Below are 22,239 nucleotides of genomic sequence, written 5' to 3' on the forward strand. Positions count from 1 at the left end.
GAGAAATAGTCGAAACATTCATGAAAGTGTTGCCGGCAAAGAACTTAAGTGAGAGTACAGTGCGAATTGTAGAGTGAAGTGAAGGAGGGAACGCAAATGGGAGAAGTAATTACAATTGCTGAGAAGAAGACGTTCATCAAGTGGTTCCTCGAAAAATACGACCTGCAAAACCGTGAGGCAGAGTGGCTCCTCCAATATATTGCTTCCTCGGATCAACTGCTCGAAAAAGTCCACTTCATCGATAACTTCCGCAACCTGCCGAAAACGATTTTGATCTCGACCAAGTGCGTTCAGATGACGCCCTTCAAGTTCTATAAGAACAAACGCGTCACGTCCGATGTGGAGAAAGCCTTCCTCGACATTCACAACAATCCGAACGAAGACATATATATCGGCCTCTTCTTCAAAGAGCGCACCGTCTCCCCGGAATATGCGGCCGTCCTCGAACGCAACCCGATGGATGACACCAAAGAAACGATCGACGCGCTGGTCTCGCTGCAAGCGGAGCTGATCCTCGACCACGCGTTCAAGCAGTACCGTTTGAACTCCCTGTACGAGCGCATCGACCAAGCGCTGGCGAACGGCGATCAAGCGGCGTTTTTGGAATTGACTTCTGAACTGAAGACCGTGCTGGAACCGGGTGCTTAGGCGCCCGGTTCTTTTTGTTTGGGTCTGCAAAAATTGCGGTGTCCGGAGCGCAACGACTGCAGAGAGCGCAACGGGTCCGTGAAGTATGATCAAATCAAGGAAAGCACATCACACCTTCAAGGAGGAATCACTTATGAAACGCAACCTCAAACTCGCTCTGGCTGTTGCGCTGGGCATCATCGTGATCGGCGGCGCGTCCACCGCGTCGGTCTCCCACGTCGCGGCGGACGGTGGTCCGTCGAAGTACATGGCGCGCGGCAACTAACGTTCGACCCGTACTTTCGAAGCAATTCTCCCAAACCTTGCGTCCCCCTGTTGCTCTTCCCGAGAGCGGCGGGGGCTTTTTTATGAGAACGTTCAAAAAATTGCCGTTTTCAATGAGAGTTATGCACTGGAAGAAAAGTTTCCAAACGAGTAGAATCATGGTGTATAGTGGCTCCTTCTGCGCAGCCACGAGAAGCATCCTTGGAAAGGAGGGGGAGAAACATGCGTCTCACGCACGTACATATGAACAAGTTCGAAGAGTACTCGCCCTACATCGACACGCTGGTGCTGCCGATCGGAACGATCGAAGCGCACGGGCCGCACGCGCCGCTGGGCACCGATGTGTTGATTCCCAAGAAACTGGCCGACTTCATCGAGCGCAACTTGAGCGGTCGAGTCTGGACGGCTCCGGAGATTCCGTACGGCAACACGTGGCATCTGCGCGACTTCCCGGGCTCCATCGACGTGCCGAGCCGGATCTTTGCCGATTACGTGCACGCGGTCGTCTCGTCGTTTGCGCGCTGGGGCATCAAAAACGTCGTGCTCCTCAACGGTCACGGCGGCAACAACACCGCGCTGAACGAGGCGGCGACGAAACTCGCCGAAGAAGGACTGCGCGTCTTGGTCAGCAACTATTGGATCGACTACCGCGAAGAGATCAAAACGATCACGCCGGGCGTCGGTCACGCCGGAGAAGACGAAACGTCGCTGGCGATGGCGGTCGACGCGTCGTCTGTCGATCTGGAACTCGCCGGAGCGCCGTCCAATCCGGAATTCGGCCGCGTCCGCTCGCAGAACATGGGCCGGGAGCTGTACCCGAACGCGTACTCCGGAGACCCGAAATCGGCGTCTGTGGAGAAGGGAGAGCAGCTGTTTGAACTGATCGGGAACCGACTTGTCCAAGAAATCACGGGGCTTTGGACTCACAACTCTTAATTTTTTGTGACATTTCTCGATAACAGAAAAATTGAACGACCCCTTGCTTGACACTATAAAAGGCAGACAGTATGATTGAAACGAGATGCACGGGTCAGGATTTACCTACCATTTTATCTGTCGAATTTGCAGGAAATGACGCGGATGAGCAAGTTTTGGTGTGGAAATTTTTGGCCGGTACGATTTTTTCTATGGTAGGGAGGTTAGATGGACAATGAGTGACAAGAATGGCAAACAGGGGCTCTCCCGCCGTCAGTTCCTTTCCTACGCACTTGGTGGCACTGGCGCGTTCATGGCAGCGACTATCGCAGCTCCGCTGGTACCGTTTGCTATTGACCCGCTTACCCGCACCTCCGGCGGGGGCTTTGCTGACAGCGGTCTGAAGGAAAGCGATGTCAAAAGCGACTTCCCGACGATGGTTGACTTCAAAGTACACCGCAAGGATGGGTGGATTGAAGAGAACGTCAAGATGCGCGCGTGGCTGATCAAGGACGAGTCCGGCAAGATTATGGCGATGTCCCCGATCTGCACCCACTTGGGTTGCCAAGTAGCGGGTACTGTCGATGGCAACGGCAACCCGAAACCGTCTGAAGACGGCGAGTGGTGGTTCCATTGCCCGTGCCACGGCGGTCGTTATACCATTTACGGGATCAACGACAAAGCCAAGCCGCCGCAACGTCCGCTCGACTTGTATGAAGTCAAGGTCGAGGGCGGCAAGATCATGCTCGGCGCAATCTCGCAACGCAAAGCGTAAAAGGGAAGTAGGTGAGACTAACAAATGTTCAAGAAAACGTATGACTGGATCGACGAAAGGCTTGGGATCACGCCGATCTGGCGTGACATCGCAGACCACGACGTTCCTGCACACGTCAACCCTGCGAACAAGATGTCGGCGTTCGTCTACTGCTTCGGCGGCCTGACTTTCTTGATTATCGTCACGCAGATCCTCTCCGGGATGTTCTTGGCGATGTATTATGTGCCTGATATCGTAAACGCTTACCGTTCTGTTCAGTACATCACCGACGAAGTCTTGCTCGGACAAATCGTTCGCGGCATGCACTTCTGGGGAGCAAGTTTGGTCATTATCATGATGTTCCTCCATATGCTCCGGGTCTTCTTCACCGGTTCTTACAAGGCACCGCGCGAGATGAACTGGGTTGTTGGCGTTTTGATCTTCTTCGTCGTCATGGGCTTCGGCTTCACCGGCTATCTCTTGCCGTGGGACCAAAAAGCGTATTGGGCGACCGCGGTCGGCGCGCAAATCGCAGAGTCCGTTCCGTGGATCGGGAAGTATATCAAAACCGTCCTGATCGGCGGCGACGTGCTCGGCGCGCTGACGCTGACCCGCTTCTTCGCGATTCACGTGTTCTTCCTGCCGGCTGGTCTTCTCGGCCTGTTGGGCTTGCACTTCATCATGATCCGGAAACAAGGTATCGCTGGTCCGCTGTAAGATCTTCGATGATGGCAATAGAAGCTCAACAATGCACAGAGAAGGAGGTAGCCTAGAGAATGGCACACGATCATTTTCGCGAACGTATTCCTGGGACCCCGCGTTTCAAGGAAAAAGATAAAAACAAACCGATCGGAACGGAACCGTTCTTCCCGAACTTTCTTCTGAAAGAATGGATCGTCGGTGCGCTGTTCCTGGTCGCATTCATGCTGTGGATCGTCTTCAACCCGGTTGAATTGACCGACGTGGCGAATCCGTCCGACAGCAGCTACACCCCGATGCCGGACTGGTACTTCCTCTTCCTGTACCAACTTCTGAAATACTTCCCGGGCTCCGTTATCTGGCTCGGTTCTGTCATCCTCCCGGGGATCGCGGCTACGCTCTTGATCCTCGCTCCGTGGCTTGACAACTCCAAAGTGCGTCACCCGTTCAAACGTCCGGTTGCGACCTCCGCGATGGTTCTCTCGCTGTTGCTCATGATCTGGATGACTTACGAAGCGCACGTGCAACATGAGGAGCACTTGGCTTCCCAACCGAAGAAAGTCGACCAATCTGCGATGCCGGCTGACACGACACTCGTCGATGCCAACGACCCCGGCGCGAAGATTTTTGCGACTTCTTGCGCAGGTTGCCACGGCGCCGACCTGAAAGGTCAGATCGGTCCGTTCCTCATCGGTGTGGGGAACAAGTACGACGAAGCAAAACTCGTCGACACCATCACCAAAGGCTTCCCGCCGAACATGCCGCCCAAAGGCGGTCTGGCGAGCGACGACCAAGTCAAGCAAGTTGCCGCTTGGCTCGCGAAGCAAAAACAAAAATAAGCAAGACCGACCGACCTCGCCCGAGGTCGGTTTTCTTCTACATACTGAGTCCTCACATTCTGGGAAGCGGGTGTCTTGTTTTGAATTGGTCCTTGCTCAAACACTACTTGCTGAGCCGGTCGTTTCTGTGGCTGTTGTTCCTGTTTAACTTCCTTGGTTCGATCTACGGCTTCTACTGGTACGGCAACCAGATGGCGCACACGGAGTGGTATTGGAACTTTTTCGTCCCGGACTCTCCGACGTCGAGTTCCTTGTTCACGATCGTCGTGTTGCTGTGGCTGCTCGGCAAGCGCTCCAAAGTGCTGGAGATGCTCTCGATGGTCACCAACCTCAAGTACGGCATCTGGGCGGTCGGCGTGATCATCACGTACTGGAACGCCAACGGGAGGGTCGACGCCACCGACCTGATGCTGATGATTTCACACGGCGCGATGGCGGTGGAAGTGGTGCTCTACAACTTCAACTACAAGTTCGACAATCGCGTGCTGTGGATCGGCGCTTGCTGGCTGTTGTTCAACGATTTTGTGGACTATGTGTACACGATCCATCCGTGGCTGCAAGATGAGCGCTTCACGGCGTACATCCAGTTCTGGACACCGGTGCTTTCCTTGCTGGTGCTGACGTTTACGGCGTTCCTGCGCCGCGAGAGAGCTCGTTCGAAATAGCATGTCTAAAGTATCGCTTCCACCCATATTTTGATGGTGGAGGCGATTTTTTTATGGTGCGAAGACTCACATGGGCAATTTGCTTGTGCTTGCTGGTGGTTGGCCTGTTGGCACCGCGCGCCGGGGCGGTCACGGCGCTGGTGCACCCGATCACGCTGTATCAAGAGGCCGTCAAAGTCGAGAACATGATCAAGAGCGGCGAAAACCAACCCGCCGTGCTGCCGGAACTCGACGTGCTCTCCGACATGTACACCCGCCTCGACACGAGCAAGATCGTGCAGAAGGTGGAAGGCGTCCAAGCGGTGACGAACGAGCTGATCGCGCTCAAGATGATGTATGCCGCGGTCAAAGGTCCGGAGCAAGCGGTGGCGGAGTTTCGCATCCACCGGCTCGTCGTCGCGTTCGACTCGTTGGCGTACCCGACATCGCCGACGTGGTTGCCGGTGGCGCGCTCGATGGAGAACAACCTCGACAAGATGATCGACGCGGTCGCCAAAGGGGACTACAAGACCGCCAAAGCGGTGTTCCAAAAGTTCCGCAACGAGCGCGACCAAATCGCGTTGGCGCTCGCGCTGCACGGCGACCCGACGGAGCTGCAAACGCAACAGTCGGCGTTTCGCTTCCTCGACTCGCAATTGCAAGGCGAGACCCCAACCGACAAACAGGGCGTGCTCGACGCGCTCGGCCACTACAAGGGCTCGCTTGGCAAGCTGACTGCCGGAATCCGCGCGGTCGACGACCCGCCGCTGCTGCCGGTCTTTCATCTGACCGTGGGGCCGGGCACGTACGGCACCGTCTGCGGCGGACTGCTCTGCTTCGCCGGGTGGCGCGTGTGGCGGAAAAAGAAAAACTAGGAAACCCGTCGGTCTCCTAGTTTTTCGTTTTTTCGAATTTCAAGTTGAGTTTCTTGCCGGGCTGTTTGAGCGGGTTGAACCCTTCGCCGAGCACGTCGTGCACTTCGTTGACGACGAGGAACGCGTGCGGGTCGACGGTGCGGCACATCTCTTGCACGCGGGAGATCTCGTCCCGCGAGACGACGACGTAGAGCACTTGCTTGTCGCGCCCCGTGTAGCCGCCCACGCCGTGCAAAAGCGTCGTGCCGCGCTCCAGTTCGGTCTGAATCATGTCGGCGATCTTCTGCGTCTCGTCGGAGATGATGAACATCGCCCGCGAGTTGGAAACGCCCTCGTTGACGACGTCGATGACGCGGGCGGAGACGAAGAGCGCCACCAGCGAGTACATCGCGGCGTCCTTGCCGACGATGAACGCCGTGGACGTGATGACGATGACGTCGATGGCAAACATCGTGCGGCCCATGCTCCAGCCAAACTTTTGATTGACGTAGCGGGCGATGATGTCGGCGCCGCCGGTCGTGCCGCCAAAGCGGAAGATGATGCCAAGGCCGATCCCGGAGAACACGCCGCCGTACAGCGACGCCAGCAGTTTGTCTTGCACGCCCATGTGGAACAAGTCCATCGTGAACTCCGACATCACGGAGACACCGACGACGCCGATGACCGTTTTCAAGATAAACGTGCGGCCGAAGCGGTACCAGCCCAAGAACAGCAAGGGAATGTTCAACACCAGAAACGACACCGAGAGCGGGATGTTGTACAGGTAGATCCCCAAGAGCGAGACTCCGACAAATCCGCCCTCGGCGAGGCGGTTGGCGATGATGAAATTGTTCAAGCCAAACGTGTACAGAAAGCTGCCGGCGAGGATGCCGAGAAGCGAAAGGACGGCTCGTTGTGTGCGGTTGTCGCGTTGAAGCAGCATAGGGTGGTCCTTTCAAGGTTTTTCCTTAGTGTACCTTAGAGTTTTCGACAAATGCAAGAGGGGAAAAGGGGGGAACCCTTCATGAGTGTCAAAGGGATGCGGGCGCGCCGGGTGCAACTGACCGGCGCTGTGCTGTTGTGCGGGGGCTACCTCCAAGACGTCTTGATGACGCTCCAATCCCTGTCGATCCGCCATGATGCGAACGGCAACTGGCAGGTCCTCTCCGACCCGTCCGGCGTCTCCCGCATCTGGAGTCTGCTTTCGTTTTTTCTCGTGTCGGCGGGGTTGTTGACGTTTGCCGCGGGCTATCTCGTGCGGCGGTACGGGGGAGGCGGCCGCACACCGACGTTGGAACACAGCCGCCTCGGCTGGCGGCACCTCTGTTTGGCGCTGGGCTGGGTGGGGCTGTTGTTCTTCGGCGGGATGTACGCGTATTATTTCGGACTGTTTGCCTTGATCCCGAGCAGTTGGCGGCACAACGCGGGGCTCGCGTCGCTTGGCAGCGTCTCGATGCAGATCGCGGCGGTCGTGATCGTGCCGTACTACTTCCGCCGCCACCTGCACGAAATCGGGCTGAAACGTCCGGTGTTGTCGTGGAAGATCGCGGGCTATGTGCTGGTGTTTCTGATCACCCTCTACGCGGTGACGCTGATCACGGGATCGCTTGGCTCTTGGCTGGGCGTGAACACCGATTCCTACCGGGAGCAGCGGATCACAAGCGAGTTGCAGAACGCGTGGTGGCAAGGGAGCTTCCTGCTCAAACTCTTGCCGCTGCTCGCCACGTCGGTGATCGCGCCGCTCGGTGAAGAGATGCTGTTTCGCGGTCTCGTGCAATCGACGGTCACGGCGAAATGGGGCAACCTCGCAGGAGTTCTGCTCTCGTCCTTGCTGTTTGCGCTTCTGCACGCCGATGTGGTGCTGTTTCTCCCGATCTTCGTCATGGGGATTTTGCTTGCCGTCCTGCGACGGGTTTCCGACTCGCTGTGGGCTCCGATCTGGCTGCACGCGTTGAACAACTTCTACGCGAGTCTGATCGATCTCTTATAAGAAAAAAGTACAAGAAAAAAGACCTTCGCCGCCGAGGCAGAAGGTCTTTTGCTTATCGTTGCAGGTTTCGTTTGCGCCATTTGTAGATCGCGTACGCCGCGCCGAGGACGACGAGCAGCACGACGACCCAGAGCACCATCTGGTGGGACATCTCCGTGACCTGCGCCCAGTGCACGCCGAGCGCTTTGCCGATCGTGATGAACGTGAACGTCCAGATCAGCGCGCCCAAGTACGCAAACAGCGCGAAGGACGAGAAGCGCATGCGGGAAATCCCGGCCGCAAACGCCGTGACGTGGCGGATGCCGGGGATGAAGTAGCCGATGACCAACACGACTTTGCCGAAGCGGGCGTACCAGTTGTTGACGATGCCAAGCCGCGCTTCGGTGATGCCGAACCGGCGGCCGTACTTCACCACGAGCGGCGATCCAAACCGCCGCCCCATGCCGTACGAGATCGAAATCCCCGCCACGCTGCCCAGCAGCGCGGTCAGGAGCGTGATCCAGTAGTTCAGCACCGACTGGGAAACGAGGTACCCGCAGTAGGTCATAAGAATTTCGTCCGGAATCGGAAGTCCGACTATGCCGAGTATGAGCGAGAGAAAAAGTCCGTAGTATCCGTAGTTTGTTACAAAGTCCAAGACGAGTTCCTTGACCATGAAATCCTCCTCAACCCAGACGCTTCCAAAACTAGAATATCACATCCAGTCCGCGTTCGCTAGTTTTTCAGCTTGCGGCGCGGCCAGAGCAGCACGAGCAAGAGGAGGAAGCTCAAGTTGCCGAAGATCGGGTAGAGGTACTGCACGATGTTGGAAAACCCGACCTGCGCCACGAAGAACGCCGCCGTCAAGATCAAGATCGTCACCAAGTAGCCCTGTACCGGACGGCGCGGCGACGCGAGCTGCGAGCCCAAGCCGTAGACGTTGGCGATCAGCGTGGAGTAGATTTCTCCAAACAACGCCACCGTGAACAGCGCCTTCATCAGCGGGTTGAACGTCGAGGCGAGGAACCCCATCGGCACTTCAAACTCCAAGATGCCCGGCAGCCGCGTGGACATCGCATACTGCGCGCCCAACAGCATCAACCCGAGCCCCGCCGCGCCGAGCAGACCGCCGATCTTCAGCGCCCGCGCGCTTTTGATCTCGCCGCCCAGCGGCACCAGCACGGAGACGGCGAGCCCCAAGTTCAGCGCGGCGTACGAGATGGCGGACGTGATCCAGCGCCACGGAGCCACGTTTTGGATCGTGTGCAGGTTCGGCAGATGGTCGCTTTGCAGAAAGCTTTTCGCAAAGATCGTCAACGTCACCGCCAGCATGATCGGGACGATGATGGAGTTGGCGAGCATGATGCCTTTCATCCCGCGCAGAATCGTCAGGAACGTCAGCACCATCGTCAGCAGCACGCCGATCTGGAAGGAGATCCGCAACTGCTCTTCAAACAGCGCGCCGACGCCGGCCAGCATCGCCACCGTCACGAAAAACAGCATCACCATCATGAACGTGTCGATGGTGCCGGCGATTCTCGGCCCGAACAGATACGCGGTCAACTCGCGGTAGGACTCGGCTTCCAGCTTTCGTCCCAAGAGCAGGATCTTGATCCCGATCCAGCCAAACAGGAACACGGCCAGCAGAATGCCCGGATACGCATACGGCCCGAGCATCGTAAAAAACTGCAATATTTCTTGCCCGGAGGCAAACCCGGCGCCGACCACCGTTCCGATGTAGGTGAAGGCGATCTGCAACGCCAAGCGCAATTCGGTTCGTGTCATAGCCATTCCCTCCCTCAGAGGAACCATATTCGGGACGAGGCTGAAACATGTCCCTCTCACAAACGAAAAAACCGTACTATTTGAAAGATTGAGAGTCGTATACTGCTAGCGGTGGCATACGAGATGAAGGAGGAGATGCTGTTGTCTCTCTTGGAGGCGATCTTTCTAGGGATCGTACAGGGTTTGACCGAATTCTTGCCGATCTCCAGTTCCGGGCACTTGGTGCTCTTCCAGCGCTTGTTCGGCTTGGAAGAAGGGGCGCTGACGTTCGACGTGCTGCTGCACTTCGGCACGCTCATCGCCGTGTTCGCCGTATACTGGCGCGACATCGTGGACATGTTGCGCAATCCGTTTGGCAAATTCGCCCGCTTGATCGTCGTCGGCGCGATTCCCACGGCGGTTATCGGGTTTTTGTTCCAAGACTTGTTTGACGAGCTGTTCTCGTCCGGGGCCACGCTCGGTGCGGAGTTCGTCATCACCGGCGTGATCATCTGGTGGGCGGATTCGGCGCGCCGTGGGACAAAGGGCGTGCGCGAGATGGGCTACGGCGACGCGCTGCTGGTCGGCACGCTCCAAGGCGCGGCGATTCTCCCGGCGATCTCCCGCTCCGGCCTCACGATCATGGGGGCGCTGTTTCGGGGGCTCGACCGCGAGTTTGCGGCGAAGTACTCGTTCTTGCTGTCGATACCGGTCATCCTCGGCGCGAACGTGCTGGAGCTCAAAGACATCGTGACCGGCGAAGCGGCAAACGCCGGCACGTTCGGCGTGAAAGAACTCCTCGGCATGCTCGCGGCGGCGGTCGCCGGCTATTTCGCGATCAAGTACATGATCCGCCTGATCATCAGCAAGGGCATGCGCATGTTCGCTTGGTACGTCTGGGTGTTGGGCGGGCTGATCCTCCTCGACCAACTGTTCACGCAAACGTTCTTCCACTTCTAGCACAAGTCGAAAAAATCACGAGAAAAAAAGCCCTGGTTCTCAACGGAACCAAGGCTTTTTCTTCGTGCTCCACGCCACCACGCGCGCCGAGCGGAGGAAATGCACCACCAGCGACAGCACGACGACGCCGCCAAACAGCAGGAACCAATTTTTCACGAGCAGGTACGCCAAATCCCAATGTTGGCCGGAAGAGCCCGCCGCGGACACCGCCGCTTGGACGTTTGCCATCACCGGCGCGGCTTGCTGACCCCAGCCCATGTTCCAAAGCACCACGGCGAGGACGGACGCGAACAGGGCGTGCAAGAGGCGCGAAATCAGATACGGCCCCATCCGCAAGTCGGTGCCGACGATCAGCGACGCGACCTGCGCGTGCACGGAAATCCCCGCCCAGCCCGTGATGAACATCACCACGACCGCTTTTGCCGCCAGCGGCGCATGAGCGGCGGCGACGGCGGACGCGCCGAGATCGACTTCAAACAGCCCGGCGAGGAGCGGCTGGAGCAGGGAGACGTCCAGCCCGAGCAACTGAAACAGCCCTTGCAGCGGCACAGCGAGCAACGTCAGCACGCCGGTGTTGAGCAGAAGCTTATACAGCACCGCAAAAAACATAATGAATCCGAGGATCATCAGCGAGATTTTGATCGATTCGTTGACCGCATCGCCGAGCAGTTTGCCAAGCGTACGCCCGTCTTCGTGACGCACGCGCACCATCTCGCGGTAGGCGCGGCGGAAGATGTTGACCTGGGGCGGGCGTTGTGTTTTTTCTGATCTCATCGCTTCTTCGGCGCGCCCGTGGAACTTGAACAGGAACCCGACGAGCAGCGCCGCGCCGTAGTGGGCGAGGGCGAGCAAGAGGCCGAGCTGCGGGGAGTGCAGCAGCCCCACGGCGATCGTCCCGACGAGAAACAGCGGGTCGGCGGCGGAGGAGAGGGCGAGCAACCGCTCTCCTTCGATGCGGGAGAGCAGTTTGTTTTTGCGAAACTTGCCCGTGACCACCGCGTTCATCGGGTAGCCCGCCGCCACGCCGAGCGACAGGGAGAAAGCGCCCGCGCCCGGCACCCCGAACAACAGGCGCATCAACGGCTCCAAGAGCACGCCGATGCCTTGCATGACGCCGGTGCCGAGCAACAACTCGACCAAGATCAGAAACGGCAGCAACGACGGAAACACCGAATCCCAAAACAACTTCATTCCGGACAGCCCGGCCCGATACCCTTCCTCCGGGTACAGGACCAAAGCGACCGTCAAACAGACCACCACCAGCGCCAGAAGCGACGTTGAGTATTTCTTGGCCGCACGCGTAGGTTCTGTGGACACCGGTTGCCTCAGCTCCTTTGCACAAACAATCTGCGGGAAACCCTTGTACCATGCTTATGGCGGCCTGTCTTGGGACATGACGTGTCTTGGGGCAGCGCATGAAAAAAACCTGCCGAGCTGCGCGGCAGGTTTTCTTATTACAGTTCGCCTTTGAGAGCTTCGTACGCTTCTCGCAAGAACTTGGAGTCGTTGTATTGTTTCTCCACGTCGTAGAGAACATTCTGGGAAGCACCTACTGCGCGCAGGTTCTCCAACACCACACGGTTTTCTTCGATGCGTTGATCCAACAGGGCTGCGGTGCGTTCGCCGTTGATGGCAACCATGCGTTCAAGGATTTCTCTCTTGCGTTCAAAACCTTCCATACCAATCTATCCTCCTAATCCTCGTCATTTTCTTAGATTGTGACAAAACAGGGCGTTTCATACCTTGTAGCATCCTACATTATAGACGATGAATGAAAGAATTGGTAGGGATTCCTGCGAGGAATTATAAGTTGACAAAATCAGGCACATCGAATAATCTGGATTTACAAACCGATCTGCAATTCCAGATTGATCTAGAATGATCCAGATCGTGTGCAAGGAACGTGAAATCAGGAGGCCGTCCATATGGAGAAGAAGCAGAAGAAAGTCATTGACGTCACGCTGGAACAGTCCAAATTGCTGGCGAGCGCGTTGCGGATGCAGATCATGAACTTGATTGCCGAGACGCCGCGCACGGCGAAGCAGGTCGCCGATCTGTTGCAGAAGACACCGGGCAACATCCATTACCACATGCAGCGCTTGTATGACGCCGACTTGTTGGAGTTGGTCGACACCCGCACGGTGGGGGGCGTCGTGGAGAAGTATTACCTGTCGAAAGGCACGCAATTCAACACGCAGACGCTGGCGGAAGATTCGTTTCCGATTTCTGAGCAACTCTTGGAGAACCGCACGCGGGTGGCGTCGCGCATGATCTTGTCGGCCGAGGAAGCGCAAGCGTTTCTCGAGGAGTTTCACGGGCTGTTGCACAAGTACGAAATGCGCGAGGTGACAGGGGATGAGTACGTGATCAACCTGTTCTTCGGGAAGATGAAAGCGGAAGGCGAAGAGTAATTTTTTTCAAAAAGGGAGAGGGTTCGGGTGAGCGAAACGCTGTGGTCCCGCAATTTCAGGTTGTTGTTTCTCTCGAAGCTGTTGAAAGTGTTGGCGGACAACTTCACGTGGACGGCGTTGGTGTGGTTGATGCTCGATCTGGGCGGAGGCGGGGTGTCGTCGTCGCTGTTGAACTTGGCGGCGCTGGTGCCGATGATGGCGCTCGGCTTGTTTGTCGGCCCGATGCTGTCGCGGGGGAAGCTGACGCGCCGGATGTTTGAATCGGATGCGCTGCGGGCGTTGATCGTGCTCAGCGTGCCCGTGACGTATGCGCTCGGCGTCTTGCCGGTGTGGCAGTTTTACGTCGTCGCGTTTGTGCAGTCGGTGTGCGGCTCGATCTACAACCCGGCATCCGTCGCGCTCTTGCCGCAACTGGTTTCCAAAGACATGTTGCAAAAAACAAACGCCTTGATGGAATCGTCCAACCAAGTGTCCCGCCTCGTGTCGCTCGCCGGGGCGGGGGCGATGATCACGTTTCTCTCTCCCGCGATCACGTTGACGGTCACGGTCGGGCTGTTCTTGGTTTCGGCGTTGCTGGTCTTGGCGATTCGTCTCCCGAACGAACAGACGGTAGAGGCGGGTGCACGGAAAAAAGAGAAGACCCCGTACTGGACGCAAATTCGCGAAGGCTTTGTGATCTTGCGCCGCTATCGGATTCTGATGGCGTTGAACGTCTATTGCATCTTCCTCAACGCGGGGTATCAGCCGTATGAATCGCTGTTGCCGGTGTATATCCATGATTCCCTGCATTTGAGCGCGTTTCAGCTGACGATGCTGCGTTCCGGCAGCATGATCGGGGCGCTCCTCGTCGGGTTGTGGCTGTCGAAAGTGACGATCAAGCGCAACGGCTTGCTGTTTGCCGGGGCGGGCATCTTGCAGGGCGCGATGCTGATGGCGGTCGGGCACTTCACCGGCATCTGGCTGATTCTGGCGGCGAGTTTCGTGATCGGCGCGAGCATGACGGCGATCAACGTCCCGGAGTTGGTGATCATCCAGTCGGTCGTGCCTCAGCACCAGCAAGCGACGGTATTCAGCGTCGGTACGGCGATTTCCACGATGTTCATGCCGGTGGCGGGGGCGCTGGTGGCGGTCTTCTCGCACTCGTATGACAGCGGCCCGCTCATTTTCTGCGGCGGGGCGTTGATGGTGCTCGCGGGAGTTGTTACCCTGTTTTTCATGCCGCGCGATTCAGAACATTTGCAATCTAGAGGAGAGAGAACTGCCGCATGATCACGTACTCGACAGAACGACGCATCACGACCGACCAATACATCACCCTCTGCGCCCGCTCGGGGATGCAGCGCCCGCAAGACCCGGAGCGGGCGGGGCGGATGCTCCGGCATGCCAACTTGCACGTCACCGCCTGGGACGGCGAGCGGTTGGTGGGCTATGCGCGAGGTTTGACCGACTTCGCGTTCGACTGCTACCTCTGTGACCTCGCCGTCGACCCGGATTATCAAAAAAAGGGCATCGGCACCGCTCTGATCCAAACCGTGCGAGACCTGCTCGGCGAAGAAGTCCTGATCCTCCTGCTGGCGGCGAAGGCCGCCATGGAGTATTACCCGAAAGTTGGGTTTACCGAGGCGAAGGGCGGGTATTGGATTCCGAATACGAAATAGAGAAATCCGCCTGTGAGGGCGGATTTTTTATTTTCTATTCTGCCACCATTGGGCAAAATTGATTGTTTTTTTAGAAACTATGTGCAGAACTATCCGAATAGATGTATAATACTTTCTTGGAATAGGTGATTTTTTACTTAAAAGAAAAGAAAATTTTTTGTATAGCAGGAGGGAGTGCTATGGCAACCACTCTTGAAGCACCTTCGAATACTTTGGCTGACCGAATTCCATTGGGCCGCAGAATTGAGGAGTTGAAGAAAGAAAAAGGCGCTCGGTACTCGACTGCTGCGATGTCAGTTCGGATTGGTCTGAGTGAACAAACATTTCGCGACATGCTGAAATCCCGCAGGGTGATTTACACATTCGAACTCGATGTGATTGCAAAAGATTTGAAGATGCCTGTTGCAAGGATTTTGCAAACGGATTCACATCAGGAAGTTGAGCGGTTAACCCAGCTAGTGAAGGCTTTGAAGAATCCTGTGGAGGCATTGGAGTTGGCACTGCGTTTAGAAAAACAGGCGAATGGAATATCTGAACGTTGCCATGCCTTGCACCGACTTGGTATCGCGTATATTATGTCTTTCAAGTTTCATGATGCCTGTCAGGTCTTGACGGAAGCAAGACGATTGGCTGGACAGTTACACAAGACTTACGGTGAGACCGACGTGTTATTTGGTGTTGTAAACCAATTAATGGTTGTCTATACTGCAAAACAAGAGTTTGAGTCAGCAGCTCGATTGCTTGATGAAATCGACCCTTGCTTTTTGGCGATTCCAAGTAGACAATCAGCAATTAGTTATCATAAAGCAAAGGTTGAAGAATCCAGAGGAAATCTGATCTTTGCGAAAAGATACGCGATTGATTCATTACGATACGCGAGGGAATCAGAGAACCCCGTCCAAGTGGCAAGGGCTTGTTTGAACTTGTCGCACTACCACTATCTCCTGAGGGAATATGAAGAATCAGAAGAGCTTCTCTATAAAGCGATCGAAGGATTGGAACAAGACACTCGAACTCGTTTGATCGCTCGAAAAGAATTAATCAAAACTTTGCTTAAATTGAGGGCAACAGACGAAGCCAAAAAACAAATTGACATTGCCTTATCAGAGGCTAGCAACTCCGAGACGGTCGATTTGAACGGGAAATTAGTGATCCTCTTGACCGCCGTTACAGGTGATCCAAGCCATGCCAAAAGTGTACTGGATGATGAGGGTTCCAGCGTAAAGATCCGATACGTAGCTTGCAGATGCTTGCAAGATCATTACAAGGCACTTAATGACTCACACAACTATTTATTCTACACTACTCTTGCGGAGCGGATTTGTGTTGGCGCTGCAAACTTTTTGGATTGGGGTGAGTTGTAGGATGAGAAAAGTAGTATTGCTTTCAGGGCTGATCGCTGTTTGCGGAATGCTGTTGCTCGGCATTTCTACTACTGCTACTGGAAAGCTTGCAGAAACAGTACCGATCATTCCTTCTTCGGTCAAACCAACAATTCTCTAGCACGTTGGCACCTCCAAAACGGAGGTGCTTTTTATATGGATACGGAATTATCAGATTTATTTGTTGTTTATAACGTATCCACGATGCGCGATAAACAATCGGTACTTTTGTAAATCTAGATGGTAACATAGTAACAGTTACTAAGTGAAATGAGGTGGTCACAATGGAAACCTTCGGGGAACGTCTCCGCATGTTCCGAATGAAAAAGGGTCTGACCCAAACTCAACTAGCAGAAGGCATCGTCACGCCTTCCATGTTATCACAAGTAGAAGCAAACAAAGCCAAACCCTCCTGGCACGTCTTGGAACAGATCGCCAAGAAATTAGAGATTTCCGTGGACGAACTGATCGGCAACTCCAAGCTGGACATGGCGGTGATCAGCGAGTACCGCCTCGCCAAAGGAATGCTGTCAGCCGGTGAGTTTTCGAGTGCGTTGCCGATTTTGAAAAAAATCATGGAGGACAACACCGGGAAGCTGGACCCGTTTGAGATTCGTTATGACCATGCGTTCTGTCTGCTTCATCTGCATCAACTGCACAAAGCAGAAGAAGCATTTCAACAACTGTTAAATCATACGTGTACTGTTAACGGCAGTCTGATTCTAACCGTTCGCGTCTTGCACCAACTCGGGCATGTCGCGATGAAACAAAAACGCTACCAGATCGCGGAGCATTACTTGACTTTAGCCTTGGATAAAATCCGCTCCTTGGAAAAAAACGATGTCCACCTCCAAAGTTCTCTCCTGCTGACACTCGGTGAAGTCCAAAAGCGGTCCGGCCACTTGAAAAAAGCGAGGGTCACTCTCCAATTGGCGTTGCCGATCTTCGAGGAGCGAGAAGACCTGCGAGGACTGGGAGAGCTTTATCTGAAGTTGGCTCAATCCTCTCGGGCGACAGAAGACTATGCACAAGCATCTGATTTTGCTCACCGTGCTCAACTTTGCTTTACAACCTTGAACGATCAAAAAGAAAAATTGGCACTCCAACTCCAACTGGCTCTGCTGAATGGAGAAACGGGCGATGTAGAAAAAGCGATCCACATCCTGGAGCAGGTCGCAGAGGCATACAGACGATTGCAGCAGTCGGAAGAAGCAGGAGTCGCCGTCACCGAACTTGCGAAGCTTTACTTCAAACGAGGGAACCTCGATCAAGCGGAGGAAGCCTGCCAGACAGCGAGAAGCCTCCTGCCCACCGTGCATCCTTATCAAGCGTGGGTCGCCAACGTGTACGCAAAAATTGCACAATCGCGTAATCAGCAGGCTGCCGCAGTGAAATATATGAAGCAGGCGGCTGACTGCTTTAAGCTCACGGAGTGCCAAGCGGAGTATGAAGAGACCATGCAGGAACTTTCTCGTTTGTACGAGGCGAACCACGATTGTCAGAGCGCGTTGCGCGTGATGCATGAGATGTGGTCGTTCAATCGCCAAGTGAGAGAGCAGAGGGGGATCGTGTTGTGAGTCAGATGGTGTTGCCGAGGAACGTGAACGAATTTATCGGAATGGAGTCGGGGGCGCACCTCCTCATGATGATGTTGGAAAACGCCCTCGGGCACTCGCTTCACAGAATCAATCCGGTGGATCGGGCCAACGTGGCACACGAATATGGTCAAGATTTGACGGTGGAGCTGGATTTGGAGGAGTTGTTGAACCATCTCTCGCTTATTCGTGTGGTCGCGAACCTAAACAGTCGTGCCGAAGAGAGCCTGATTCACTACTGGGCCGCTGAGGAGGGGGCCGTTTTTCTGGCAGACGCAAGGCGATATGTTGCCGATGCGCTGCGAATTGCGCCGCAAGAGCATCCAGAGCGGGGGCGGGCGTTCAAAAACTTCGCGTATCTCCTGTTGGCTCGTGATAAGCCGAAACCCGCTTGTGCGTTTATCGAGAAAGCGATGAAGATTTTTCAGGCGAACGGGTTGTTGGAACCGATCGAGGAACTGTTGGAGATGTTGTCGAGTCGGATGGAGCAGGAGTGTAAGGTGATGCACGCGCGAGTGGCGGCTGTGCTTGATCGAGGTGTGAAATAGAAAAATCCGCCGATCACCGGCGGATTTTTTCTATTTGTCCTCGTCCTCGCCTTACGCCGCTGATAGGGTGTCTTATTTTAACTTATAGTAAAATATTAAAATTATCTTTATTTAACTTATTGAATTCATGTTGTTACAATTATTTATAATATAGATAAAAGGATTTGTATTTTGAAAATGAGGCTTTTCAGGAATCTGGCGATTTTCTCTGTAGTGGCAGGTGTAGGTCTTCTTCCCGTAGTAACTCACGCATATACTCTTAACTCTTGGTCGTGGAATTCCAGCGTTTCTGGTCTTAACTATCGATGGGGAAGTAATCTTCAAGTTTCGGGATCAGTTGCTCGCACAGCATTTGAAAATGCAATTTCTGATTGGAGCGCTACACCGACGAAGGTGTATTTTTCTTACAACAGTGGTTCCTCCAACACATTCAACACGATCAATGTAGCAGACGATGCCTTGTATGGTCAGAAATATACAACGACTCAAGGCAACGTTATTCTTTATTTTAACGCAAATATCAATATCGGAAATAATGATATTACTACCGCCAATGTCGCGAGAAGTGCAGCTGTTCATGAACTAGGACATGGTTTAGGATTGGCTGACACTTTTTCTTCCCCTGCGATTATGAACTCAAGTCGAAATCGGGCCGTAACCTATATCCCGCAGCAAGATGATATCAACGGTGTAAACGCAAAGTACGGATATTAATTGTTGAGTGGGGTTATTTTAATGAAAAAAACCATTGTTAAGCCCTTGGTTCTTGCTGTGCCGTTTCTTGTAGCAGTCATTTATTTCAGTAGTACCACGGTTGGAAACGCAACAAATCAGGCGGCTTCGGTAGTTACAACAAGTCATTCAGACATACCGATCCATCGAGATATGACCAGTCTCGTGAATGCTGCAACCTATGTGCTTGTTGGGAAAGTGGAAGGAGTAGCGGGGACACGGAATTTTGCCCGTGATGTGCAAGATTCGGCCAAAGAAGACCCGGAAAATTATGTAGAAGGCGTAGACTACAAAGTTAAAGTATCCGAGGTACTTAAGGGGGAAATAACAGAGAAGGAAATCTTGGTGACAGAGACCCGGAGCGTTCGGTTTGGTAAGAATGCACCTTCCACTGTTTCTGACCAATATGTAGGCTTAAAGGAAGGCGAAGACTATGTCTTCTTCGCACAAAAGTCCGAGACTTCCGGAAGGTTTTTCAATGTAGGACAACCGTTTTTCTTTGCCTTGAAAAACAATCAAGTTGAGTTGAAGTCGAATGAAAAGCAACTCGCCGATAAATTTCCGATAATGAAGTTCGAAGACTTCAAGACCAAGATGAAAAACAAATAGCAGCAACAAGAGGACGTCGACCTTTGAATGGTCGACGCTTTTTTTCTGTAAAAAGGGTTTGGAGAGTCAAATGTTCAGCGTGTGTGGTTCTGCGGGTCCGAAATAAGTAGAAATGAGATCTCTATCAAGACTATCTACAAAAAAGATATGATACAATGTACCTATCGACAATTACAGCTTTTAGGAGGATTTTATTGTAATGGCTACAGCCAACATTGGATTTGAAGAAAAACTGTGGAGTCTTGCAGATAAATTGCGCGGCAGTATGGATGCCGCCGAATATAAGCATGTGGCACTCGGGCTGCTGTTCTTGAAGTATGTATCGGATGCATTCGAGGAAAAATTCGAAGCTCTTAAGAACGAGCCCTACGCTGATCCTGAAGATCGGGACGAGTATATCGCGGAGAACATCTTCTGGGTGCCGAAAGAAGCGCGTTGGAGCTACATCAAGGACAATGCGAAGAAGCCGGGAATCGGTCAGATCGTCGACAACGCCATGATTGCGATTGAAAAAGAAAATGCGTCGCTCAAAGGGGTTTTGCCGAAAGATTTTGCACGTCCGGCATTGGATAAGACGCGCCTTGGCGAAGTCATCGACCTTTTTTCCACCATTAAAGTGGGGGACACAAACAGCCGAGCGAAGGATATCTTGGGGCGTGTGTACGAGTATTTCCTTAGTAAATTCGCAAGCGCAGAAGGCAAGAACGGCGGCGAATTCTACACGCCGAACAGCGTCGTAAAACTGCTGGTTGAGATGATCCAACCGTACAAAGGACGTGTCTACGACCCGTGCTGCGGTTCTGGCGGCATGTTCGTCCAAAGTGAGAAATTCGTCGAGGAGCATCAAGGCAAGGTCGGCGACATCGCGGTATACGGTCAAGAGTCGAATCCGACCACTTGGCGCCTGTGCAAGATGAACTTGGCGATTCGCGGCATTGACAGCAACCTTGGCGAGTCGCATGCTGACACGTTCCACAACGACCTGCACAAGAACCTCAAGGCGGATTACATCCTCGCCAACCCGCCTTTCAACATCAGTGACTGGGGCGGAGAACGATTAGTGGATGATATACGTTGGAGCTATGGTGTTCCACCAATGGGAAATGCCAACTATGCGTGGATTCAACATATTGTAAATAAGTTAGCACCTAGCGGGATAGCGGGATTTGTATTGGCGAATGGCTCAATGTCGACGAGTAATGTAGCAGAAAGAGAGATTCGTAGAAAGCTAGTAGACGCCGATTTAGTGGATTGTATCGTAACCTTACCGGGACAGCTCTTCTATTCAACACAAATTCCAGTTTCTCTTTGGTTTATTGCCAAGAATAAAGCACCGAAGGATCTCCGTGACCGCCGTGGTGAAACCTTATTTATTGATGCACGAAAGATGGGCTTCATGGTGGATCGAACGCATCGTGAGTTAAGTGAAGAGGATATTCGGAAGATTACTGATACTTATCATGCATGGCGTGGGCAAAGCAAAGCAGGATACTACGGAGATGTACTAGGATTCAACAAGGCAGTAAATTTGAGTGAAATCAAAGGGCATGAATATATCTTAACACCTGGACGTTATGTAGGAATTGAGGATGTTGAAGAAGATGGAGAGCCATTTGAAGAGAAAATGGAACGCCTGACATCAGAACTAGCTGAACAATTTTTAAAATCCAGACAACTTGAAGAAACAATTATGAAGCAACTCGGGGGGATTGGTTTTGAGTTCTGAGAACATAGGCTGGGAAGAAGTATCAATTAGCGATGTTTGTGAATCTATCGTAGATTGTGTTAACAAGACAGCGCCTACGATAGACCGCGTTTCCGAATATAAGATGATAAGAACAACCAACGTAAAAAACGGAAAAATTGACCTTGCTTCAGTAAAGTATGTCGATGAGGATACCTATAGGATTTGGACAAGAAGGTCTGTCCCACAAATCGGAGACGTAATTCTCACTAGAGAGGCACCAATTGGTGAGGTAGGAATGGTGACCACGGATGATAAAATTTTTTTGGGTCAACGGCTTGTACAATTTAGAGCAAATCCACAAGTGCTAAATCCAAAGTTTTTATTATATTCCATGCGAAGTCCTTATATGCAGAGGCAGATTCTTTCTCATGAAGGCACCGGTTCGACAGTAAGTCATATACGAGTTCCTGACTGCATGAAGTTTAAAATTAGGGTGCCTAATATCCAAATCCAAGAACAGATCGCGAATATTCTTGGAGCACTTGACGAAAAGATCGAGATTAACAATGCAATCAACCGTAATCTCGAAGATATGCTTCAAGCACTTTTCAAACATTGGTTTGTCGATTTTGAGTTTCCGAACGAACATGGAAAACCTTACAAATCGAGCGGTGGTGAATTTGAGGAGAGCGAGTTGGGATTGATTCCAAAGGGGTGGAGAGTAGCCTCCTTAAATGAGTTCTGTATGCTCAGCACTAAGACAGTAAATCCTTCTACTTTCCCTGATGTAACTTTTGAACATTACAGTATCCCTGCTTTTGATCAAGGAGGTATGCCTGTATTTGAAGCGGGCTCAGAAATTAAGAGTAGTAAGTATGTAGTTTGTAGAGATTCTATATTAGTTTCGAAGCTGAATCCAGCAACTAAGAGAATTTGGATGCCATTTTGCTTGACGGACGATGCAGTTTGTTCTACAGAGTTTATGAATTATGTTCCTAAAGCAAGAGAACTTTACGGATTTTTCTATTCATTACTTGATTCAGATGCATTCACGCAATTTCTAATTAGTAATGCCACTGGTTCGACAAATAGTCGGCAAAGAGCAAATCCTAAAGCCACTCTTACTTATAAATTTGCATATGGTGGTATGGAAATGCTACGAAAATTTAGTGAGGCTGTGTCGAGTATTCACATAAAGAAATCCTTGAACTCTATTCAGAATCAATCTCTTGCTAATATCCGGGACACCCTGCTCCCAAAACTCATGTCCGGAGAAATCCGAGTGCCCATCCCTCAAGAGTGACCAA

The 22,239-nt window shown here is 53.1% G+C and carries 26 protein-coding genes; 21 read left to right on the forward strand and 5 right to left on the reverse strand.

What is annotated here, in order from left to right; translation table 11 throughout:
- Window positions 1-96 precede the first annotated feature (96 nt).
- From EL26_RS05330 to EL26_RS05360, 8 genes are all read left to right on the forward strand, one after another.
- On the forward strand, window positions 97-648 hold the full coding sequence (locus EL26_RS05330) for a ReoY family proteolytic degradation factor (protein WP_038085347.1): 552 nt from the start codon (window positions 97-99) through the stop codon (window positions 646-648).
- A gap of 133 nt (window positions 649-781) precedes the next feature.
- Window positions 782-913, forward strand: a complete 132-nt coding sequence (locus tag EL26_RS26420; protein WP_274518870.1) for a hypothetical protein — start codon at window positions 782-784, stop codon at window positions 911-913.
- Window positions 914-1,134: 221 nt separating this feature from the next.
- Entirely contained in the window at window positions 1,135-1,848 is a 714-nt protein-coding gene (locus tag EL26_RS05335) for a creatininase family protein (protein ID WP_038085348.1), read from the forward strand.
- A 214-nt stretch (window positions 1,849-2,062) separates the two neighbouring features.
- Complete coding sequence (locus tag EL26_RS05340; protein ID WP_038085351.1) at window positions 2,063-2,602, forward strand: ubiquinol-cytochrome c reductase iron-sulfur subunit; 540 nt, start codon at window positions 2,063-2,065, stop codon at window positions 2,600-2,602.
- Window positions 2,603-2,626: 24 nt separating this feature from the next.
- Window positions 2,627-3,298: a menaquinol-cytochrome c reductase cytochrome b subunit gene (qcrB, locus tag EL26_RS05345; RefSeq protein WP_038085353.1), complete on the forward strand. Its 672-nt coding sequence runs from the start codon at window positions 2,627-2,629 to the stop codon at window positions 3,296-3,298.
- Window positions 3,299-3,357: 59 nt separating this feature from the next.
- Window positions 3,358-4,119, forward strand: a complete 762-nt coding sequence (locus EL26_RS05350; RefSeq protein WP_038085355.1) for a menaquinol-cytochrome c reductase cytochrome b/c subunit — start codon at window positions 3,358-3,360, stop codon at window positions 4,117-4,119.
- 80 nt (window positions 4,120-4,199) lie between these two features.
- Window positions 4,200-4,784: a DUF1405 domain-containing protein gene (locus tag EL26_RS05355; protein ID WP_052036022.1), complete on the forward strand. Its 585-nt coding sequence runs from the start codon at window positions 4,200-4,202 to the stop codon at window positions 4,782-4,784.
- Between the two features lie 53 nt (window positions 4,785-4,837).
- Window positions 4,838-5,638 (forward strand): sporulation protein YpjB, encoded by an 801-nt coding sequence (locus tag EL26_RS05360; protein WP_038085356.1) that lies wholly within the window; start codon window positions 4,838-4,840, stop codon window positions 5,636-5,638.
- 16 nt (window positions 5,639-5,654) lie between these two features.
- Here EL26_RS05360 and EL26_RS05365 read toward each other — a convergent pair whose 3' ends face one another.
- Window positions 5,655-6,560 (reverse strand): YitT family protein, encoded by a 906-nt coding sequence (locus tag EL26_RS05365; RefSeq protein WP_081856994.1) that lies wholly within the window; start codon window positions 6,558-6,560, stop codon window positions 5,655-5,657.
- An 81-nt stretch (window positions 6,561-6,641) separates the two neighbouring features.
- Here EL26_RS05365 and EL26_RS23475 point away from each other — a divergent pair, with 81 nt between their 5' ends.
- A complete protein-coding gene (locus tag EL26_RS23475; protein WP_052036023.1) occupies window positions 6,642-7,607 on the forward strand; it encodes a CPBP family intramembrane glutamic endopeptidase in 966 nt (321 codons plus the stop codon).
- 52 nt (window positions 7,608-7,659) lie between these two features.
- Here the strand turns inward: EL26_RS23475 and EL26_RS05375 are convergent, their stop codons facing one another.
- Entirely contained in the window at window positions 7,660-8,262 is a 603-nt protein-coding gene (locus tag EL26_RS05375; RefSeq protein ID WP_038085358.1) for a DedA family protein, read from the reverse strand.
- A 59-nt stretch (window positions 8,263-8,321) separates the two neighbouring features.
- Complete coding sequence (locus EL26_RS05380; RefSeq protein ID WP_038085360.1) at window positions 8,322-9,371, reverse strand: YkvI family membrane protein; 1,050 nt, start codon at window positions 9,369-9,371, stop codon at window positions 8,322-8,324.
- Window positions 9,372-9,509: 138 nt separating this feature from the next.
- On the opposite strand from EL26_RS05380, the gene EL26_RS05385 reads away from it, so the two are divergent.
- Window positions 9,510-10,310, forward strand: coding sequence for an undecaprenyl-diphosphate phosphatase (locus tag EL26_RS05385; protein WP_238546060.1), 801 nt, complete (start codon window positions 9,510-9,512; stop codon window positions 10,308-10,310).
- Window positions 10,311-10,349: 39 nt separating this feature from the next.
- On the opposite strand, the gene ylbJ is transcribed toward EL26_RS05385, so the two are convergent.
- Window positions 10,350-11,627 (reverse strand): sporulation integral membrane protein YlbJ, encoded by a 1,278-nt coding sequence (gene ylbJ / locus EL26_RS05390; RefSeq protein WP_038085362.1) that lies wholly within the window; start codon window positions 11,625-11,627, stop codon window positions 10,350-10,352.
- Between the two features lie 137 nt (window positions 11,628-11,764).
- A complete protein-coding gene (locus EL26_RS05395) occupies window positions 11,765-11,989 on the reverse strand; it encodes a hypothetical protein (RefSeq protein WP_038085364.1) in 225 nt (74 codons plus the stop codon).
- Window positions 11,990-12,235: 246 nt separating this feature from the next.
- On the opposite strand from EL26_RS05395, the gene EL26_RS05400 reads away from it, so the two are divergent.
- The 11 genes from EL26_RS05400 (at window position 12,236) to EL26_RS24435 (ending at window position 22,235) form a co-directional block, all read left to right on the forward strand.
- A complete protein-coding gene (locus tag EL26_RS05400) occupies window positions 12,236-12,721 on the forward strand; it encodes an ArsR/SmtB family transcription factor (protein ID WP_052036024.1) in 486 nt (161 codons plus the stop codon).
- A 27-nt stretch (window positions 12,722-12,748) separates the two neighbouring features.
- Window positions 12,749-13,990, forward strand: a complete 1,242-nt coding sequence (locus EL26_RS05405) for an MFS transporter (protein ID WP_038085366.1) — start codon at window positions 12,749-12,751, stop codon at window positions 13,988-13,990.
- A complete protein-coding gene (locus tag EL26_RS05410) occupies window positions 13,987-14,379 on the forward strand; it encodes a GNAT family N-acetyltransferase (protein WP_038085368.1) in 393 nt (130 codons plus the stop codon). Before EL26_RS05405 ends, EL26_RS05410 begins: the two co-directional genes overlap by 4 nt.
- A gap of 179 nt (window positions 14,380-14,558) precedes the next feature.
- Window positions 14,559-15,743 (forward strand): hypothetical protein, encoded by a 1,185-nt coding sequence (locus tag EL26_RS05415; protein WP_038085370.1) that lies wholly within the window; start codon window positions 14,559-14,561, stop codon window positions 15,741-15,743.
- A gap of 1 nt (window position 15,744) precedes the next feature.
- Window positions 15,745-15,882 carry a hypothetical protein gene (locus EL26_RS25345; protein WP_161780663.1) on the forward strand — a complete coding sequence of 46 codons (138 nt, stop codon included), beginning with the start codon at window positions 15,745-15,747 and terminating at the stop codon, window positions 15,880-15,882.
- A gap of 163 nt (window positions 15,883-16,045) precedes the next feature.
- Window positions 16,046-17,338 carry a helix-turn-helix domain-containing protein gene (locus EL26_RS05420; protein ID WP_038085371.1) on the forward strand — a complete coding sequence of 431 codons (1,293 nt, stop codon included), beginning with the start codon at window positions 16,046-16,048 and terminating at the stop codon, window positions 17,336-17,338.
- Window positions 17,335-17,904: a hypothetical protein gene (locus EL26_RS05425; protein WP_038085373.1), complete on the forward strand. Its 570-nt coding sequence runs from the start codon at window positions 17,335-17,337 to the stop codon at window positions 17,902-17,904. Before EL26_RS05420 ends, EL26_RS05425 begins: the two co-directional genes overlap by 4 nt.
- A gap of 177 nt (window positions 17,905-18,081) precedes the next feature.
- Window positions 18,082-18,618, forward strand: a complete 537-nt coding sequence (locus EL26_RS24430; protein WP_238546061.1) for a matrixin family metalloprotease — start codon at window positions 18,082-18,084, stop codon at window positions 18,616-18,618.
- 21 nt (window positions 18,619-18,639) lie between these two features.
- Window positions 18,640-19,245: a hypothetical protein gene (locus EL26_RS05430; RefSeq protein ID WP_038085376.1), complete on the forward strand. Its 606-nt coding sequence runs from the start codon at window positions 18,640-18,642 to the stop codon at window positions 19,243-19,245.
- A gap of 199 nt (window positions 19,246-19,444) precedes the next feature.
- Window positions 19,445-20,971 (forward strand): class I SAM-dependent DNA methyltransferase, encoded by a 1,527-nt coding sequence (locus EL26_RS05435; RefSeq protein WP_038085378.1) that lies wholly within the window; start codon window positions 19,445-19,447, stop codon window positions 20,969-20,971.
- The gene (locus tag EL26_RS24435) at window positions 20,961-22,235 is read left to right on the forward strand and encodes a restriction endonuclease subunit S (RefSeq protein ID WP_161780664.1); all 1,275 of its coding nucleotides are present in this window, start codon (window positions 20,961-20,963) and stop codon (window positions 22,233-22,235) included. Before EL26_RS05435 ends, EL26_RS24435 begins: the two co-directional genes overlap by 11 nt.
- Window positions 22,236-22,239: the final 4 nt, after the last annotated feature.

Origin of the sequence: Tumebacillus flagellatus (genome assembly GCF_000714935.1) — a bacterium.
Classification (GTDB): Bacteria; Bacillota; Bacilli; order Tumebacillales; family Tumebacillaceae; genus Tumebacillus; species Tumebacillus flagellatus.

Excerpts from the sequence above, each read along its gene's own strand:
- EL26_RS05330 (WP_038085347.1), top strand. The coding sequence starts at position 97 with ATGGGAGAAGTAATTACAATTGCTGAGAAGAAGACGTTCATCAAGTGG.
- EL26_RS26420 (WP_274518870.1), top strand. The coding sequence starts at position 782 with ATGAAACGCAACCTCAAACTCGCTCTGGCTGTTGCGCTGGGCATCATC.
- EL26_RS05335 (WP_038085348.1), top strand. The coding sequence starts at position 1,135 with ATGCGTCTCACGCACGTACATATGAACAAGTTCGAAGAGTACTCGCCC.
- EL26_RS05340 (WP_038085351.1), top strand. The coding sequence starts at position 2,063 with ATGAGTGACAAGAATGGCAAACAGGGGCTCTCCCGCCGTCAGTTCCTT.
- qcrB (WP_038085353.1), top strand. The coding sequence starts at position 2,627 with ATGTTCAAGAAAACGTATGACTGGATCGACGAAAGGCTTGGGATCACG.
- EL26_RS05350 (WP_038085355.1), top strand. The coding sequence starts at position 3,358 with ATGGCACACGATCATTTTCGCGAACGTATTCCTGGGACCCCGCGTTTC.
- EL26_RS05360 (WP_038085356.1), top strand. The coding sequence starts at position 4,838 with ATGGTGCGAAGACTCACATGGGCAATTTGCTTGTGCTTGCTGGTGGTT.
- EL26_RS05365 (WP_081856994.1), bottom strand. The coding sequence starts at position 6,560 with ATGCTGCTTCAACGCGACAACCGCACACAACGAGCCGTCCTTTCGCTT.
- EL26_RS23475 (WP_052036023.1), top strand. The coding sequence starts at position 6,642 with ATGAGTGTCAAAGGGATGCGGGCGCGCCGGGTGCAACTGACCGGCGCT.
- EL26_RS05375 (WP_038085358.1), bottom strand. The coding sequence starts at position 8,262 with ATGGTCAAGGAACTCGTCTTGGACTTTGTAACAAACTACGGATACTAC.
- EL26_RS05380 (WP_038085360.1), bottom strand. The coding sequence starts at position 9,371 with ATGACACGAACCGAATTGCGCTTGGCGTTGCAGATCGCCTTCACCTAC.
- EL26_RS05395 (WP_038085364.1), bottom strand. The coding sequence starts at position 11,989 with ATGGAAGGTTTTGAACGCAAGAGAGAAATCCTTGAACGCATGGTTGCC.
- EL26_RS05400 (WP_052036024.1), top strand. The coding sequence starts at position 12,236 with ATGGAGAAGAAGCAGAAGAAAGTCATTGACGTCACGCTGGAACAGTCC.
- EL26_RS05410 (WP_038085368.1), top strand. The coding sequence starts at position 13,987 with ATGATCACGTACTCGACAGAACGACGCATCACGACCGACCAATACATC.
- EL26_RS05415 (WP_038085370.1), top strand. The coding sequence starts at position 14,559 with ATGGCAACCACTCTTGAAGCACCTTCGAATACTTTGGCTGACCGAATT.
- EL26_RS25345 (WP_161780663.1), top strand. The coding sequence starts at position 15,745 with ATGAGAAAAGTAGTATTGCTTTCAGGGCTGATCGCTGTTTGCGGAATG.
- EL26_RS05420 (WP_038085371.1), top strand. The coding sequence starts at position 16,046 with ATGGAAACCTTCGGGGAACGTCTCCGCATGTTCCGAATGAAAAAGGGT.
- EL26_RS24430 (WP_238546061.1), top strand. The coding sequence starts at position 18,082 with ATGAGGCTTTTCAGGAATCTGGCGATTTTCTCTGTAGTGGCAGGTGTA.
- EL26_RS05430 (WP_038085376.1), top strand. The coding sequence starts at position 18,640 with ATGAAAAAAACCATTGTTAAGCCCTTGGTTCTTGCTGTGCCGTTTCTT.
- EL26_RS05435 (WP_038085378.1), top strand. The coding sequence starts at position 19,445 with ATGGCTACAGCCAACATTGGATTTGAAGAAAAACTGTGGAGTCTTGCA.